General features: G+C 70.7%; 16 protein-coding genes and 1 tRNA gene. 11 read left to right on the forward strand and 6 right to left on the reverse strand.

Translation table 11 applies throughout. From position 1 onward, the window contains the following. Positions 1-5 precede the first annotated feature (5 nt). The 3 genes from AC0IY0_RS04585 to AC0IY0_RS04595 are packed head-to-tail and all read right to left on the reverse strand — an operon-like array spanning position 6 to position 2,377. Positions 6-1,424: a 4Fe-4S binding protein gene (locus tag AC0IY0_RS04585; protein WP_471763175.1), complete on the reverse strand. Its 1,419-nt coding sequence runs from the start codon at positions 1,422-1,424 to the stop codon at positions 6-8. 10 nt (positions 1,425-1,434) lie between these two features. Next, positions 1,435-1,779, reverse strand: a complete 345-nt coding sequence (locus AC0IY0_RS04590; RefSeq protein WP_471763176.1) for a cupredoxin domain-containing protein — start codon at positions 1,777-1,779, stop codon at positions 1,435-1,437. Positions 1,780-1,813: 34 nt separating this feature from the next. After that, positions 1,814-2,377: an iron transporter gene (locus tag AC0IY0_RS04595; protein ID WP_210248937.1), complete on the reverse strand. Its 564-nt coding sequence runs from the start codon at positions 2,375-2,377 to the stop codon at positions 1,814-1,816. A 350-nt stretch (positions 2,378-2,727) separates the two neighbouring features. Between AC0IY0_RS04595 and AC0IY0_RS04600 the strand changes: the two genes are divergently transcribed. After that, positions 2,728-4,854: a carbohydrate porin gene (locus tag AC0IY0_RS04600; protein ID WP_471763177.1), complete on the forward strand. Its 2,127-nt coding sequence runs from the start codon at positions 2,728-2,730 to the stop codon at positions 4,852-4,854. A 10-nt stretch (positions 4,855-4,864) separates the two neighbouring features. On the opposite strand, the gene lipB is transcribed toward AC0IY0_RS04600, so the two are convergent. Next, positions 4,865-5,584, reverse strand: a complete 720-nt coding sequence (gene lipB, locus AC0IY0_RS04605) for a lipoyl(octanoyl) transferase LipB (RefSeq protein WP_147939713.1) — start codon at positions 5,582-5,584, stop codon at positions 4,865-4,867. 103 nt (positions 5,585-5,687) lie between these two features. Here lipB and AC0IY0_RS04610 point away from each other — a divergent pair, with 103 nt between their 5' ends. Together AC0IY0_RS04610 and AC0IY0_RS04615 are read left to right on the forward strand one after the other, a co-directional pair. Beyond that, a complete protein-coding gene (locus AC0IY0_RS04610; RefSeq protein ID WP_147910664.1) occupies positions 5,688-5,993 on the forward strand; it encodes a FliM/FliN family flagellar motor switch protein in 306 nt (101 codons plus the stop codon). 122 nt (positions 5,994-6,115) lie between these two features. Beyond that, positions 6,116-6,200, forward strand: a tRNA-Leu gene (locus AC0IY0_RS04615). Positions 6,201-6,378: 178 nt separating this feature from the next. Here the strand turns inward: AC0IY0_RS04615 and AC0IY0_RS04620 are convergent. Then, positions 6,379-6,573: a DUF6429 family protein gene (locus AC0IY0_RS04620; RefSeq protein WP_471763178.1), complete on the reverse strand. Its 195-nt coding sequence runs from the start codon at positions 6,571-6,573 to the stop codon at positions 6,379-6,381. 242 nt (positions 6,574-6,815) lie between these two features. Here AC0IY0_RS04620 and AC0IY0_RS04625 point away from each other — a divergent pair, with 242 nt between their 5' ends. The 6 genes from AC0IY0_RS04625 to AC0IY0_RS04650 all read left to right on the forward strand — a co-directional run bounded on the left by AC0IY0_RS04625 (position 6,816) and on the right by AC0IY0_RS04650 (position 12,312). Further along, a complete protein-coding gene (locus AC0IY0_RS04625; protein ID WP_471763179.1) occupies positions 6,816-8,762 on the forward strand; it encodes an OPT family oligopeptide transporter in 1,947 nt (648 codons plus the stop codon). Positions 8,763-9,132: 370 nt separating this feature from the next. Further along, positions 9,133-10,689, forward strand: a complete 1,557-nt coding sequence (locus tag AC0IY0_RS04630; protein WP_471763180.1) for a DEAD/DEAH box helicase — start codon at positions 9,133-9,135, stop codon at positions 10,687-10,689. Positions 10,690-10,880: 191 nt separating this feature from the next. Next, positions 10,881-11,066 (forward strand): YegP family protein, encoded by a 186-nt coding sequence (locus AC0IY0_RS04635; protein WP_147857947.1) that lies wholly within the window; start codon positions 10,881-10,883, stop codon positions 11,064-11,066. Positions 11,067-11,274: 208 nt separating this feature from the next. Next, a complete protein-coding gene (locus AC0IY0_RS04640) occupies positions 11,275-11,544 on the forward strand; it encodes a hypothetical protein (protein ID WP_007566004.1) in 270 nt (89 codons plus the stop codon). A gap of 149 nt (positions 11,545-11,693) precedes the next feature. After that, positions 11,694-11,831, forward strand: a complete 138-nt coding sequence (locus tag AC0IY0_RS04645) for a hypothetical protein (protein ID WP_187193523.1) — start codon at positions 11,694-11,696, stop codon at positions 11,829-11,831. Positions 11,832-11,859: 28 nt separating this feature from the next. Next, on the forward strand, positions 11,860-12,312 hold the full coding sequence (locus AC0IY0_RS04650; protein ID WP_187278452.1) for an acyl-CoA thioesterase: 453 nt from the start codon (positions 11,860-11,862) through the stop codon (positions 12,310-12,312). Positions 12,313-12,370: 58 nt separating this feature from the next. On the opposite strand, the gene AC0IY0_RS04655 is transcribed toward AC0IY0_RS04650, so the two are convergent. Further along, on the reverse strand, positions 12,371-12,904 hold the full coding sequence (locus AC0IY0_RS04655) for a superoxide dismutase family protein (RefSeq protein WP_147897397.1): 534 nt from the start codon (positions 12,902-12,904) through the stop codon (positions 12,371-12,373). A 110-nt stretch (positions 12,905-13,014) separates the two neighbouring features. Here AC0IY0_RS04655 and AC0IY0_RS04660 point away from each other — a divergent pair, with 110 nt between their 5' ends. Beyond that, on the forward strand, positions 13,015-13,797 hold the full coding sequence (locus AC0IY0_RS04660) for a TlyA family RNA methyltransferase (RefSeq protein ID WP_471763181.1): 783 nt from the start codon (positions 13,015-13,017) through the stop codon (positions 13,795-13,797). Next, complete coding sequence (locus AC0IY0_RS04665) at positions 13,794-15,032, forward strand: class I SAM-dependent RNA methyltransferase (RefSeq protein ID WP_471763182.1); 1,239 nt, start codon at positions 13,794-13,796, stop codon at positions 15,030-15,032. The genes AC0IY0_RS04660 and AC0IY0_RS04665 overlap by 4 nt, the downstream gene beginning before the upstream one ends. Positions 15,033-15,107: the final 75 nt, after the last annotated feature.

Consider the following 15,107-nt stretch of genomic DNA (forward strand, 5'->3'; position numbering starts at 1 on the left):
CCGCGCTACCAGACCCAGAACAGAAGCACCCAGTTGGCGACCGAGAGGGTCACCGCGGAGGCGATGCAGGCCGTGGCCGCGGCCCGCTGAAGGCCACCCGCCCCGAGGCCGGCGACCCGCCAGGCGAGCCACACGCTCCAAAGGCCGGCCCCGATCAGCATGGCGGCCCGGATTTCCGACACGTACGGGATCACGATGCCGTCGCCGCGCAGGAACGTGACGGTCAGCGCCGAGAGGCCCAGGAAGACGCCGCAGCCCGCCACCGGGATCAGCGTCTGCGTCAGGTGATGGAAGCGCCGGAGCGACCATCCACCGAGCGCCACGGTCGCGAGCGCCACGATCCCCGACACCGCAAGCCCGAGAAACACGGTCGCGGCGCCGATGTAGGCCAGGAGCAACCCGCCGTCGAGGAGGGTCATCACGTCGCTGTGGTCGGGGTAGTTCGTCAGGATGAACCACGGCGCGGACATCTCCAGCGGCCATGTCGTCCCGTGCTCGATCAGCCAGGTGGCGGCCAGCTGCTTGGCCTCGACGAACCACGGGCTCGACGACCATTGGAACGCGCCCACCGCGAGGGCCAGCATGCCGAACAGGATCAGCACGGTCTGTTCCAGGCTCGGCTCGCTCCCGGCGACGTGGACGATCTCGTGGTTGGGCGAGCGCAGGGCCAAGCGCACCGCGCCGCGATGGCCGCTGCAGCGGCCGCACATGTGGCAGGAGCCCGCGCCGCGCATGACCTTGACCGGAACCAGCGGGGCGCAGTTGAACGTCTCGGCGCCCTGTGCGGGCTTGGGCGAGGCAGCCCAGGCGGCGCGGTCGACCTGGAAGCTCACCGGCGCCAGCTTCGAGAGCACGGCGAAGACGCCGTTGACCGGGCAGAGGTAGCGGCACCAAACCCGCTTGTTGCGGCCGTAGAGCAGGCCCACGACGATCGCCGCGACGGTCGAGCCGCCGAGCACGGCCAGCACCGGCTTCGGATAGCCGTAGACGCTGGTCATCTGTCCGTAGACCGTGGTGCCGGCGAACGCCAGGAACGGCCAGCCCTGCCACGTGATCCAGCGCGGCACGGCGTAGCCCCGGCTCCAGCGGCTGGCGAACTCGCTCAAGGCGCCCTCGGGGCAGAGCACGCCGCACCAGGCCCGGCCGACCAGCACCATGCTCAGGAGCACGAACGGCCACCAGATGCCCCAGAACGCGAACTGCGCGGCCAGCGTCAGGTTGGTCCAGATATGCGCGGTGTTGTCGGGCAGCGGCAGCAGCGCGGGCACGATCACCAGCACCCCGTAGACGCCGACGATCACCCACTGCACGGCCCGGATCATCCAACCGTGCTGCCGCAGCCAGTCGCCGAAGCGGGCGAGCCGCTCGTCGAGCAGGTCCCGGCGCGAGGGCACCTCGGCGAGGAGGGTCGGGGCAGTCACCATCGGGACCCGCTCACCTGGCCACCAGGGTGGCCTTCGCCTCGGGATGGAAGTCGTCGAACACCTGGTAGGTGCCGGGATCGAGGGTGCGGAACACGATCGACGAGGTCGAGCCGGCGGCCAGAGCCTTCTCGCGCTTGAGCTCCGTGCTCTCGAACTCCACCGGCGACTGCCCGGTATTCGAGATCTCCAGCTTGAACCGGGTGTTGGCCGGAACCTCGATGGTCGCCGGCAGGATCACGCCGTCGCGCATCTCCACCTTGATGACCGGCATGTCCTCGGCGCGCGCGGGGAGAGCCGCGCAGGAGACGGCGAGGAACGCGGCGGCGAAGCGGACGGGGCGCGACGAGCGTGACACGGATATCCTTACGGTTCAGGAGGCGCCCGCCTTGTCAGTAGGCGCCCTTCTTGCCGACGCCGGCGAAGGTGAAGTCCTGGGTCACGTCGAAGGGCTCGAACCAGGGGCCGACCCCGGTCTCCTTGTCGACGTGGCGGCCGAAGTGACTGTCCTTGCCGGGGGGGGCCACCGTGACCGTCAGGCGGTAGCGGCCGGGACCGAACAGCTTGACGTTGTCGCCGTAATGCGGGCCGTCGTTGGCGACCATCGGCATCAGCTGGCCCGCGACCTTCTGGTCCGTGGGCTTGTCGCCGTCGAGCTTCACCGCCTCGAACCGGACGTCGAGGGCCGGCACCCAATCGCCCTCCGCGAAACCGTTCCGGTTGTCCTTGGCGGCGCGGATGTCGGTCTCGAGATGCAGGTCCGACTGCGCGGCTTGGCGCATCATGCCGGGCGGGTCCATCTCGATCGGCTGCAGGTAGACGGCCGCGACCTCGAGGCCGTTCTTTGTCACGTGCGGACCGATCGGCACCTCCTTGGCCGCGGCGGCCCCCGCCGTCGCCAGGAGGGCACCCGCAGCCAGGCCGCGGAGAATCGGGAAGAGAGTCGGAGCACGCATGCCGATGCACATAACGCTCCCACGAGGCATTTCAAAGAGGCAAACCGGCACAGATCAAATGATAACAATTCTAATCTGACGCCATTACAGCGCTGACGAGTGATAGTTCTTGGTCTTTACCTGTAGACGTATCAAGTTTCTGCGGGTGGCGCGAAGTTATTCCGCCGGCTGTGTCCGCGCGTATCTTGACCGCCGGAGAGATGTGGAGATCGTCACGGCACTGCCATGCACGGCATCGACAATGCGACGCGGGGCGAGAAACGATGTGGCCTGTGGTCGAGGCGACCCGAAACGGCTTGCATGTCCGCGAACCTCATTATAGCAAGTGCTATATCTTGTCTGCGAGTCCGATGTCGCCCCGTCCCGCGCCCCTCCTCCGTGCCGCCGCCCTCGTCTTGGCCGCGCCCCTGATCGCGTCCGTTCCGGCGGCCGCGGCCGACCTCGCCGGGCGCCGCCCGGCGCCCGACCTGCCCGCCTATACCGACTGGTCGGGGGGCTATATCGGCCTCCAGGGCAGCGCGGGCGGGTCCTACGGAGCCTATAATTTCGGGCCGACTGCGATCGGGAACCGCGCTGTCCCGGCGTTCAAGAGCGGCGATTCCACCGGCCGCAGCGACCAGGGCCGCAACGCCACCACGGCGGTCGGGGGCCTGTTCGGCGGCTGGAACTGGCAGGCCGGCCCCTGGGTCTACGGAGCCGAGGCGACCCTCGACGTGGCGAACCTGAAGCGGCCGGTGCCCTCGACCATCACGGGCTTCGGGTACGAGGACGCCGACCAGCCCTTCAACATCGTGCGCGCCAAGACCGACCTGTACGGCACCCTCCGGGCCCGGATCGGCTACAGCTTCGACCGGTACCTCGTCTACGGGTCGTTCGGGCTCGCCGGCGCCAACGCGCGGTTCCTGGCGAATTACCCGGATCTCGACGCGGGCGGCCAGAACACGGCGCGTCGCGAACTCGGCTATCTCGGCTTCACCCTGGGCGCGGGCATCCAGTACGCGATCAGCGATTCGCTCGCCCTGGGGATCGACTACCGCTACATCGACCTCGGCGGCAGCCGGCGCTTCTCGCTGGGCAGCGTACCGGGGGACGACGGCGGTCCGGTCACGTCCCGGGCGCGCTTCACCTCGAACCAGCTGTTCGCGCGGCTGATGTGGTTCCCGGGCGGCCTGAAGGCTCCGCCCGATCCGGACGAGACCGCACCGCACGATCCCGACAACGGCGAAACCGGGCGCTTCTCGCTGCACGGGCAGACGACGCTGATCGCCCAGGGGGTGCCGGGCTTCCGCTCGCCCTACGAGGGTGCGCAGAGCCTGATCCCGCACCAGGCCCGGCAGACCACCACGGCCACCATCTTCCTCGGGCTCAAGCTCACCGACAGCACCGAGCTCTACTACAACCCCGAGTTCAGCCAGGGCTTCGGCCTGTCGCGGACGCTGGGCGTCGCGGGCTTCGTCAACGGAGAGGCGCAGAAGGCCGGCGCCCCGTTCCCGAAGCTGCGCTCGAACCGCTATTACGTGAAGCAGACGATCGGCCTCGGCGGCGAGACCGTGGAGGTGCCGGACGGGCCGAACCAGGTCGCCACCCGGTACGATGCGGAGCGGATCACCCTGATCGCCGGCAAGTTCGCCCTGGGCGACTTCTTCGACGGCAACGTCTACGCCCACGACCCGCGGGTCGACTTCTTCAACTGGTCGCTGTGGGGGGCTTCGGCCTGGGACTTCCCGGCCAACCTCCCGGGTTTCACGCAAGGGGTCTACGCCGAATACAACCGGCCGGAGTTCGCGATCCGCGCCGCCTACACGCAGGTGCCCAAGGAGCCGTCGAGCGACGTGCTCGATCCGCGGGTGTTCCGGCGCGCCGGCCTGAACGCCGAGTTCGAGGAGCGCCACGTGCTCCCGTGGCTCGAGCAGCCCGGCAAGATCCGCATCGGCCTGTTCTCGAATGTCGGGGTTTCGGCCAACAACCGCGAGCTCGTCACCCTCACGCAACTCGGCCTGTTCGACAACGGCAGCGATGCCGCCCTCGCGACCCGCAAGCCGCGCCGGAAGACCGGCGGCTACATCAACCTCGAGCAGGCGCTGACGCCCGAACTCGGCCTGTTCGCCCGGGCCAGCCTGAACGACGGGCGTACGGAGAACATCTCCTTCACCGACATCGACCAGAGCTTCTCCGGCGGCCTGTCGCTGAAGGGCAAGGCCTGGGACCGGCCGGACGACACGGTCGCCATCGGCACGGCGATGAACCGGCTCTCGCCCTCGCACCGCGCCGCCTTCGCGGCCGGCTATTACGGCCTGCTGGTCGGGGACGGGCGGCTCAACTACGGCAGCGAGCGGGCGCTGGAGACCTACTACGCCCTGAACCTGACCAAGTTCGTGACCCTGACCTTCGACTACCAGTTCGTGAACAACCCCGGCTACAACCGCGACCGCGGGCCGGCGCACTTCTTCGCGTCGCGATTGCACGCGGATTTCTGATCGCCGGTAGCTACTCCGCCGCCTCGCTCACCGTGGCCCCAAAAATCTCTTCGAACGCGGCGCGCAGCTGCATGTCCACCTCCGCCAGGCTCACGGGCAGGCCGAGATCGACCAGGCTCGTCACCCCGTGCTCGCGCACGCCGCACGGCACGATGCCGGCGAAGTGCGACAGGTCCGGCTCGACGTTCAGGCTGATCCCGTGGAAGCTGACCCAGCGGCGCACCCGGATGCCGATGGCCGCGATCTTGTCCTCCACCCCCGGCCCCTTCTCGGGGCGGCGCACCCAGACGCCGACCCGGTCCTCCCGGCGCTCGGCCCGGACGTTGAAGGCCGCCAGCGTCTCGATCAGCCAGCCCTCCAGGCTCGCCACGTAGGCGCGCAGGTCCCGGCTCCGGCGGTCGAGGTCCAGCATCACGTAGGCGACCCGCTGGCCCGGGCCGTGATAGGTGTACTGGCCGCCCCGGCCCGTGACGTGGACCGGGAACCGATCGGGCGCCACGAGGTCCTCGGACCGCGCCGAGGTGCCCGCCGTGTAAAGCGGCGGGTGCTCGAGCAGCCAGACGCATTCGGGCGCCGCGCCCCGGGCGATCCGCTCGACGCGCGCCTCCATCCAGGCCACCGCGTCCGCGTAGCCCACGGGCGCGTCGCTCACGCGCCAGCCCACCGGATCCGAGCCGGGCCGCGTCGGGAAGGCATGGGGCGAGACCGTGAGACGGGGCGCGTTTACCAAGGGTTCACCATCCTGCGTCGATGGTCGAAGCCTTCAACATCCGCGGCCGGCGGTTGCAAGCTTTGGGTGCACCAGGTCGGCGGCGAGACGGGATGGGCGAGCGGTGGCGGTCTTCGAGACCCTGAAGGTCGATCTGACGGTGGTGCTGGGCCGGGCCCGGATGCCGCTGCACATGCTCCTGCGCATGGGCCGCGGCGCGGTGATCGAGCTGGAATCCAGCGACAGCGACATGGTGGAGATCCTGGCCAACGACCACCCGATCGCCCGCGGCCAGATCGTGGTCACCGGCGACCGCATCTCCGTCGAGGTGACCGAGCTGATCCGCAAGGCGGCGGCGATCATCGAGCCCGGCACCACGATCGGCGACAGCGCGACGCCGTTCCTGGACGACAACTACGCGTCCGTTTGAGCGCGGCGCTTGTCGGCGGCGGATCGATCTGTTATCCGCTGCGCCGCCCGACATGACGGCGGCCCGAGGGTTTCCCCGGAGGTCGCATCGGTCGGGCGAACGGGCGGATCTTCGCGTCCGATGCGGCCATGGCGGAATTGGTAGACGCGCTAGCTTGAGGTGCTAGTCCCGCGAGGGGTGGAGGTTCGAGTCCTCTTGGCCGCACCACACGTTTGTTGTGGTGTTTTTTCTCCGATCGCTCGGCGCTCCGCCGGGTTCACGGCTTCAGCCGTTGATTGTGTCGGACCTTCGTTTTGCGGCCAGCAGCCCTGCGCTCGGCCGCAGGGGCGAACCGTTCAATCGTTGCGGGTGAACAGCGCTTCGGATCGGCGCAGGCCTTCCCCAGTCAGAACCACGCCAGCACCACGGACTTGGCCCGGCCGACCGGATCGGCGCTCGGCCCCTTCGCGTGCAGGCGGCAGAGCGACTCACAGTCGAACCCTTTCCAGGCCCGGCATCCGTGGTGGAACGTCAACCACAGACGGGCGGACACCGCCTCGGCAAGGCGCTCGTCATCGCCCGGCAGTCTCGACGCTCCCACACCGCTCCGACCACGCCCACGGTGCGGGGCGTTCGCGCGAGGCTAGATGTTCGATCGCATAAAATATCGATCGTCCAATATCGGAACCATGATTTTTGTCTTCCGGCGTATTTTTTGATGTTGCTGATATAAATAATCACATCGATATCGGATAAATGCTTACACGGACACGGGAAGGACGGTTGCATCTCTCAGCCGCCTACCGATAAAATCGGGACCTTGGCTTCCGGAACCCGATTCGCATGTCCAGCGGCGCTCAACCGGCCGAACTGACCTGGCGCGGCCTCCTGCTCGGCGGCGCGCTGACGCTGCTGTTCACCGCCGCCAACGTCTATCTCGGCCTCAAAATCGGGCTCACCTTCGCCACATCGATCCCGGCCGCGGTCATCTCCATGGCGGTGCTGCGGCACCTGCCCGGCGCGACGGTGCTGGAGAACAACATCGTCCAGACTGTCGCCTCGGCGGCCGGCACGCTCTCGTGCATCATCTTCGTGCTGCCGGGCCTGGTGATGATCGGCTGGTGGCACGGGTTCCCGTGGCTCACCACTGCGGGGATCACCGCCACGGGCGGGATCCTGGGCGTGATGCTGTCCGTGCCGCTGCGCCGCGCCCTCGTGGTCGATTCGGACCTCCCCTACCCCGAGGGGCGGGCCGCCGCGGAGGTGCTGGCGCTCGGCACCCAGGGCGCCGCCGGGCAGGCGGACAGCGCGCTGGGCCTGCGCATCCTGGTCTGGAACAGCCTGGCCTCGGCCGGCTTCGCGGCGCTGGCGCAGACCCGGCTGGTGCTCGACAGCGCCGCGCTCTGGTTCCGCGTCGGCGCGGGCGCGACCGGGATCGCCGGCAACCTGTCCCTCGCGCTGCTGGGCGTCGGCCATTTGGTCGGCCTGTCGGTGGGGGCCGCGATGGCGCTCGGGCTGGCGATCGGCTGGGCCGTGCTGGTCCCGATCCTGACCGCGCAGCAGCCGATGCCGGACGTCAGTGTCGAGGCCTGGGTCGGCGCGGCGTTCCGGCAGGAGGTGCGGTTCTTCGGCGCCGGCGTGATGGGCGTGGCCGCGCTCTGGACGCTGATCCGGATCGCGCGCCCGGTGCTGGGCGGCATCCGCTCGGCCTTCGCGACCGGGCGGGCGCGCCACGCCGGCGCGACGCTGGCGCTCGAGGAGCGCGACCTGCCGATCGCGGTCGTCCTCGTGGTCTCGGCGAGCCTTCTGCTGCCGATCGGCTGGCTGCTGTGGGACGTCCTCGGCGGCACGAGCCTGGAGCGCTATGGCGTCCTGCTAGTCGCGGGCGGCCTGCTGTTCGTCCTGGTGATCGGGCTCGTGGTGGCCGCCGTGACCGGCTACATGGCCGGGCTGATCGGCTCGTCCAACTCGCCCCTCTCGGGGATCGGCATCCTGGCCGCGCTGGCGAGCTCGGCGATGCTGCTGGGGCTGCTCGGCCGCGACGGGGATGCGCAGAGCGGCGGGGCGCTCGTCGCCTACGTGCTGACCGTCACCGGCATCGTGTTCAGCATCTGCGCCATCGCGAACGACAACCTGCAGGATCTCAAGACCGGCCAATTGGTCGGGGCGACGCCGTGGAAGCAGCAGGCGGCGCTGGTCGTCGGGGTGGTGTTCGGGTCGGCGATCATCCCGCCGGTACTCAACGTGCTGGCGACGAGCTTCGGCTTCGTCGGGACGCCCGGGGCCGGGCCGAACGCGCTGGCCGCGCCGCAGGCCGGCCTGATCTCGACCCTGGCCAAGGGCGTGCTCTCGGGCGAGGGCAACTGGCGCATGCTGGGCTGGGGCGCGGCCGCCGGCCTGGGGCTGGTCGCGCTGGACGAGACCCTCGGCCGGCTGAAGCGTCTCCGCCTGCTCCCGCTGGCCACCGCCTTCGGGATCTACCTGCCCATGACGCTGGTCGTGCCCCTGGTGGCCGGCGCGGTGATCGGCACGGTCTACGAGCGCTGGGCGCGCCGCCGGGCCGATCCGGAGCGGGCGGTCCGGCTGGGCATCCTGACGGCGACCGGCCTGATCGTCGGCGAGAGCCTGTGGGGCGTCGCCTTCGCGCTGATCGTCTACATCGCGGGCAACGATGCCGTCCTGGCGCTGGCGGGCGATGGGTTCGCGGGCCCCGCGCTGATCGGCGGCCTGGTGCTGTTCGCGGGTCTGACGGCGGGCCTCTACCATCAGACGCGGCGCAAAGCGGCCTGAGCCTGCCCGGCATTGCGGGATCCGGCAGCGATCGCGCGAGCGATCCACCTCGGACAGGCCTAGCGGCGGCGCCGAGCCGTGCACCCAGGCGATCGGTGCCATGTCATCCCGCGCCAAGCGATGCATTGACTTCGCAGGCGCACACCCGCATATCGGCGGTGCAGCGTCAGCGGCCGTCATGGCCCGCTTGAGGGGGCTGCGTGACGGATCGGGCGCCTTCCGGCGTGATCCGGCCCCCCTCTTCATAACGTGCATGCACCCGGGCCGCCCCATCACGCGGGCTGCCCCCTGCCAACGGGCCGACCAGATTTCTGCGCTGCTCGCACCGAACGCGAAGCGCCCGGCCGGCCCTGCTGCATCGGATATTTCTTTGACCCAATTCACCGATTTCGGCCTTGCCCAGCCCGTGCTGCGGGCGCTCGGCGAGGCTGGCTACGTCACGCCGACCCCGATCCAGGCCCAGGCGATCCCGCCGGCCATGGAGGGCCGCGACCTCTGCGGCATCGCCCAGACCGGCACCGGCAAGACCGCGGCCTTCGCGCTGCCGATCCTGCACCGCCTCTCGCTCTCGGACCGCCGGGCCCCGCGCCGCGGCTGCCGGGTGCTGGTGCTCTCGCCGACCCGCGAGCTCGCCAACCAGATCGCCGAGTCCTTCTCGGATTACGGGCGCCACCTGTCCTACACCACCACGGTGGTGTTCGGCGGCGTCACCATCAGCCGCCAGGAGCGGGCGCTGGCTCCGGGCGTCGACATCCTGGTCGCCACCCCGGGCCGCCTGATCGACCTGATCGAGCGCCGCTCCCTGACCCTCGAGGGCGTCGAGATCCTGGTCCTCGACGAGGCCGACCAGATGCTCGACCTCGGCTTCATCCACGCCCTCAAGCGCATCGTGAAGCTGCTGCCGGCCCAGCGCCAGAGCCTGTTCTTCTCGGCGACCATGCCGAAGAACATCGCCGGGCTCGCCAGCCAATACCTGAAGGATCCGGTGCAGGTCGCCGTGACCCCGGTCGCCACCACGGCCGAGCGCGTCGAGCAGACGGTCATCTTCGCCCATACCGGCGCGAAGCAGGCGCTGCTCGCCCACATCCTGCGGGATTCGGCCATCGACCGCGTCCTGGTCTTCACCCGCACCAAGCATGGCGCGGATCGGGTCGTGCGCGGCCTCGACAAGGCCGGCATCGCCGGCGCCGCGATCCACGGCAACAAGAGCCAGCCGCAGCGCGAGCGGGCGCTCCAGGCCTTCCGGGACGGCGATTGCCGGGTTCTGGTGGCCACCGACATCGCGGCCCGCGGCATCGATGTCGACGGCGTCAGCCACGTAATCAACTTCGATCTGCCGAACGTGCCGGAGAGCTACGTCCACCGCATCGGCCGCACCGCGCGCGCCGGGGCAACCGGTCTGGCGATCTCGTTCTGCAACGACGAGGAGCGGGCCTACCTGCGCGACATCGAGCGGCTGACCCGCCAGAGCGTGCCGGTCGCCGGCTTCCCCGAGGGCTTCTCGCCGCCGTCCCGTCAGGAAGCGGCCGAGATCGCCCGCGAGGAGGAGCGTCGGCCCGAGCGCCAGCAGCAGCGCCCGGCCGGTGGCCGTCCGGGTCAGCGGTCCCGTCCGCAGCAGGGCCGTCCCCAGCAGGGGCGTCCGGAAGGCGGCCGCAGCTTCGGCGGCGGCGGCGGCCAGGGTCAGGGTGCGCCGCGCCAGGGCCGTCCGGAAGGCGGCCGCGGCGACGGTCGCGGTCCCGCCCCGCAGGGACGCGAGGCCCGTTCGGATCGGCCCGCCCGTCCGCAGGGCGAGCGCCCGGCCCAGCAGCAGGCGCGCCCGGCGCGGGACAGCCGGCCCCAGCGGACCGATGCCCGCCCGCGCAGCGCCGGCGGCGGCAGCGGCGAAGGCCGCACCATCGGCTGGCTGGAGCGGTCGCCCCGCTCCTGACGACAGGGTTCCACGCCGGAACCATTGAGAGATCCGCAGGGCTCTGCCCTGCTCCCGCGAAAGGTCTCGACCTTTTGAGACCGGGATTCGTCTAGACCGGTACGGACGCCGCCTCGGGGAACCTCCCGGGGCGGCTTCTTTTTTGCGCGGGGCGTCCCATCTCACCGACACGTCGGACGAGAGGCTGCACCATGCGGTTCGAACTCTATCGGGATGCCAAGGGCGAGTGGCGCTGGCGCCTGCGCGCGCGCAACGGCGAGGTGATCGCGGATTCCGGAGAGGGCTACCTTCGCCGCGAGGATTGCGAGCACGGCATCGCCCTCGTCCGCCAGAGCACAGAGGCCCGCATCGAGGACATGACCACCAAGATCGCCTGATCGCGGGGTCGGCGCGGCACGCTGCGTCCCGGCGCAGCGGGCCGCCTACGGTGCTGGGATAAAAATAAACCCTGTCCGAATCTCCGTAGCGGTTACGCTGCAACGCTTCCCATCGCCCGTGCGTTGCAGCGTTTCGGACCGCCGACCGGGTTCTCGTCCCGCGTGCGGTTCGTCGTCGAAGACGCAATCACGCGAAGGGAGTCGAGACGTGCTGAGGAAATTCCTGCTCGCGGCCCTGCTGGTGCTGGGCTTTGCGGCCGCGGCGCCGCAGGGCGCATCGGCCGCGCCGGTCGGTCCGGGCATCGCCCTGCCCGCCGACGCCGCGCCGGCCGTGGCCCAGAAGGCCCAGTACTACTACCGCCGTCGGTTCTATGGCCCGCGCCCGTTCTACCGCCGTCCGTACTACCGCCGCCGGTTCTATTACGGCCCGCGCCCGTTCTACCGTCGCCCCTATTACCGTCGCCGGTTCTTCTACTGAGCGGTCCACGACGCTGACAGGCCCGGCGGCTCCCACGAGCCGCCGGGCTTTTCCATGCGCTGATTCGAGATGCGTAGCTGGTCTCCATGCCGTATAATGCAGGAACGGGACGCGCCGGCGACAGATCGGCCTGCCCGGGAGGAAACCCGATGAACGATATCGCGCAGCGCGCCGAGCCCACGGCCGCGACGCCGGACCTCTGGCAATCGATCCCGTTCGAATGCATCCTGGGCGCAGCCGCCATCTTGCTGGCGGCCGGGCTCAAGCTCGCCGGCATCCTTTCCTGACGGCGCGCGAGACAGGCGGATGGACGGCATGCAGCACGTCGCACGCGCGAACCTCGAGGGTGAGCAGGCGCCGCCCCCCGACGCGGACCTGCCGCGGGGGGACCTGACGGTCCGGACCATCGCGATGCCGGCCGACACCAACGCCAACGGCGACATCTTCGGCGGCTGGGTGCTGACCCAGATGGATCAGGCGGGCGGCATCGCCGGCGTGGACCGGGCCCAGGGCCGGGTCGTCACCGTGGCCCTCGACGCGATGACCTTCATCCGCCCGGTCCGGGTCGGCGACGTGCTGTGCGTCTACACCCGGGTCTCGCATGTCGGCCGCACCTCGATGAAGATCGAGGTCGAGGCCTGGGCGCGCCGGTTCTGCACCCAGGTCCGCGAGAGGGTGACGCAGGCCACCCTCACCTTCGTGGCGATCGACGAGGCGGGGCGCCCGCGCCCGATCCCGCCCCTGGTGCCCTCGCCGAACGCCGCCTGACCGGCGCTCGCGCATCGCCGCGTCCCGAACGCCGAAATCCGCCGTTCTGGACGAGGCCCTACTTGATCACCGCGCAGGCGACCCGGTCGCCGGCGCCGCCGATCGGCTGGGTTGTGTGGTCGTCCTCGTTGGCGTGGATGATCAGCGCCGATCCGTCGCCGTCCTTGAGGCCGCCCTCGCCGGTGAGCGGCGTCTCGCTGGTCACCTCGGCATTCCCCGAGCCGTCCTGCGCCACGTAGAGGTTCGGCAGGTCGCCCTCGTCGGGTCCGTCCGGATTGAGCAGGCCGTGCTTGCTCTGGTCGTGGTTCACGTGGGCCTTCGAATTCAGGAATTTCGGATCCGAGCAATCGCCGACCGCGTGGAAATGCATGCCGTGCCAGCCGGGCGGCAATCCGCCGGGCTGGATGGCGACGCGCAACACGAGGCTGTTGGCGCCGTCGCGGATCGCGATCGTGCCGATCGGGTCGCCCTTGGCGTTCTTGACCGGCGCCTGGAACGTCTCGGTCGGCTTGGGGGCTGCCGGCTCCTGGGCGAAGGCACCGCTCGCCGCGAAGGGTCCCAGCAGCGCGAGCAGCGGCAGGATGCGTGTCATACGGTGGCTCTCCTCTCCAGCCCGGTCTAGGTAGGGGGCACGCCGCCCCTTCGACAGGGCCGGCCCCCGAAACCTTTGCCGTAGCCCTGACGCGAGCCTGTAAAGCCCTGATGACCGGAGAACGGCCCATACCGGCAGGCGGAGCGCCCGCGCACCGCGCGCCTGCGCCAAAGCGGGCCGACCTGTTCCTGGTGGAGCACGGCCATTTCGAGAGCCGCGCGCGGGCGCAGGCCGCGATCCGGGCCGGGCTGGTGCGGGTGGACGGCCGGCCGCTGGCACGGCCCTCGGAGGCGATCCCCCCGGGGGCGCGGATCGAGGCCGCCCCCGAGCACCCTTACGCTTCCCGGGGCGGGCTGAAGCTCGCGGCGGCGCTGGACGCGTTCCGGCTGGATCCCGCGGGCCTCGTCTGCCTCGACGTCGGCGCCTCGACCGGCGGCTTCACGGACGTGCTGCTCGCCCGTGGCGCCGCCCATGTCCACGCGGTCGATGTCGGCCGCGGGCAGCTGCATCCGCGGCTGGCCGCGGATACCCGCGTCACCAGCCTGGAGGGCACCGATATCCGCTCCCTCGATCCGGCGCGGCTCGTGCCGCGGCCCGCAATGGCGAGCGTCGACGTGAGCTTCATCGGCCTGCGGCTGGTGCTGCCGGCCCTGCCGGCGCTGCTCGCTCCCGGCGCCGCGATCGTCGCGCTGGTCAAGCCGCAATTCGAGGCCGGGCGCGAGCGCGTCGGGCGCGGCGGCCTCGTGCGCGATCCGGCCGTCCACGCGGAGGTCTGCGATGCCGTCCGCTTCGTGCTGGAGGGGCTCGGCGCGACGATTCTGGGCCTGATCGATTCGCCCGTGCCGGGTGGCGACGGCAATTCCGAATTTTTGATCGGCGCAAACCTGTCATGAGCGAAACGGTCACGATCCGGGAGCTCGGTACCCGTGGCGACGGCATCGCGGAGGACGGGATCCTCGTCCCCTACACGCTGCCCGGCGAGCGAGTGACGATCCGCCGGGAGGGAAAGCGAGCCGAGCTGGTCGGCATCGTGCAGCCCTCCCCCGACCGGGTCGAGCCGTTCTGCCCCTATTACATGCGCTGCGGCGGCTGCCGGACGCAGCATCTCGCGCCCGCCGCAGAGCTGTCCTGGAAGCGCGGCCTCGTCGCGCAGGCCCTGTCGCAGGCCCGTCTCGGCGTCGAGCCGGGGGCCGCGATCGACGCGCACGGGGCCGGGCGCCGCCGCATCACGTTGCACGTCCGGGAGATCGACGGACAGGGCGAGGCCGGCCTGATGGCGGCGCGCAGCCACGCGCTCGTGCCGATCGACCATTGTCCGATCACGGTGCCGGCCCTGCATCCGGCCCCCGCGGTGGCGCGCCGGCTCGCCGGGCCGCTGGGCCACGGCCGTAAGCCCCTGGACGTCGCCGTGACCGCCACCGACCAGGGCCTCGACATCGACCTGCGTGGACACGGCCCGGTGACCGGCGGTGTTGCCTCCGCGCTGGTTCGGATCGCGGGCGAGCTGGGCTTGGCCCGGCTGTCGCTCCACGGCGAGCGCCTGATGGAGGCCGAGCCGGTCTCGGTCACGGATGCCGAAAGCCGCCTCTATCCGGCGCCCGGGGGCTTCCTGCAGGCGACTGCGGCCGGGCAGGCCATCCTCACCGCGCTGAGCGTGGCGGCCTTGGGGCGCCGTCCGCGGCGGGTCGCCGACCTGTTCTCGGGCTGCGGACCCCTCGCCCTGGCGATGGCGCGGACAGCCGCGGTCCACGCCGTCGAGGCGGATGCGGCGGCGCTCGGCGGGCTCGACCGGTCGGCCCGGGCCGCGACGGGCCTGCGCCAGATCACCACCGAGCGCCGGGACCTGTTCCGCCGGCCGCTGCTGCCCACGGAACTCGACGGGTTCGACGCGGTCGTGTTCGACCCGCCCCGCGCCGGCGCCGAGGCCCAGGCCCGGCAGATCGCCGCGTCGCGGGTGCCGGTGGCGATCGGCGTGTCTTGCGATACCGGCACCTTCGCGAGGGACGCGGCGACGCTCACGGCCGGCGGGTTCCAGCTCGAATCGGTGACGCCGGTCGACCAGTTCCGGCATTCGGACCATGTCGAGATGGTCGGCGTGTTCCGGCGCGAGGCCCCGCGCCGTCGCTGAGGCGAGCAAGATCGAGAGGCTCACAAGATCGAGAAGCTTGCGGCGGGAAGGATTGCGGATTGCAGGCTTGCAACT

This window comes from Methylobacterium sp. AC315 (assembly GCF_979253755.1).

Coding starts and splice junctions, on each gene's coding strand:
- AC0IY0_RS04585 (WP_471763175.1), bottom strand. CDS start 1,424: ATGGTGACTGCCCCGACCCTCCTCGCCGAGGTGCCCTCGCGCCGGGAC.
- AC0IY0_RS04595 (WP_210248937.1), bottom strand. CDS start 2,377: ATGCGTGCTCCGACTCTCTTCCCGATTCTCCGCGGCCTGGCTGCGGGT.
- AC0IY0_RS04600 (WP_471763177.1), top strand. CDS start 2,728: ATGTCGCCCCGTCCCGCGCCCCTCCTCCGTGCCGCCGCCCTCGTCTTG.
- AC0IY0_RS04625 (WP_471763179.1), top strand. CDS start 6,816: ATGTCCAGCGGCGCTCAACCGGCCGAACTGACCTGGCGCGGCCTCCTG.
- AC0IY0_RS04635 (WP_147857947.1), top strand. CDS start 10,881: ATGCGGTTCGAACTCTATCGGGATGCCAAGGGCGAGTGGCGCTGGCGC.
- AC0IY0_RS04645 (WP_187193523.1), top strand. CDS start 11,694: ATGAACGATATCGCGCAGCGCGCCGAGCCCACGGCCGCGACGCCGGAC.
- AC0IY0_RS04650 (WP_187278452.1), top strand. CDS start 11,860: ATGCAGCACGTCGCACGCGCGAACCTCGAGGGTGAGCAGGCGCCGCCC.
- AC0IY0_RS04655 (WP_147897397.1), bottom strand. CDS start 12,904: ATGACACGCATCCTGCCGCTGCTCGCGCTGCTGGGACCCTTCGCGGCG.
- AC0IY0_RS04660 (WP_471763181.1), top strand. CDS start 13,015: ATGACCGGAGAACGGCCCATACCGGCAGGCGGAGCGCCCGCGCACCGC.
- AC0IY0_RS04665 (WP_471763182.1), top strand. CDS start 13,794: ATGAGCGAAACGGTCACGATCCGGGAGCTCGGTACCCGTGGCGACGGC.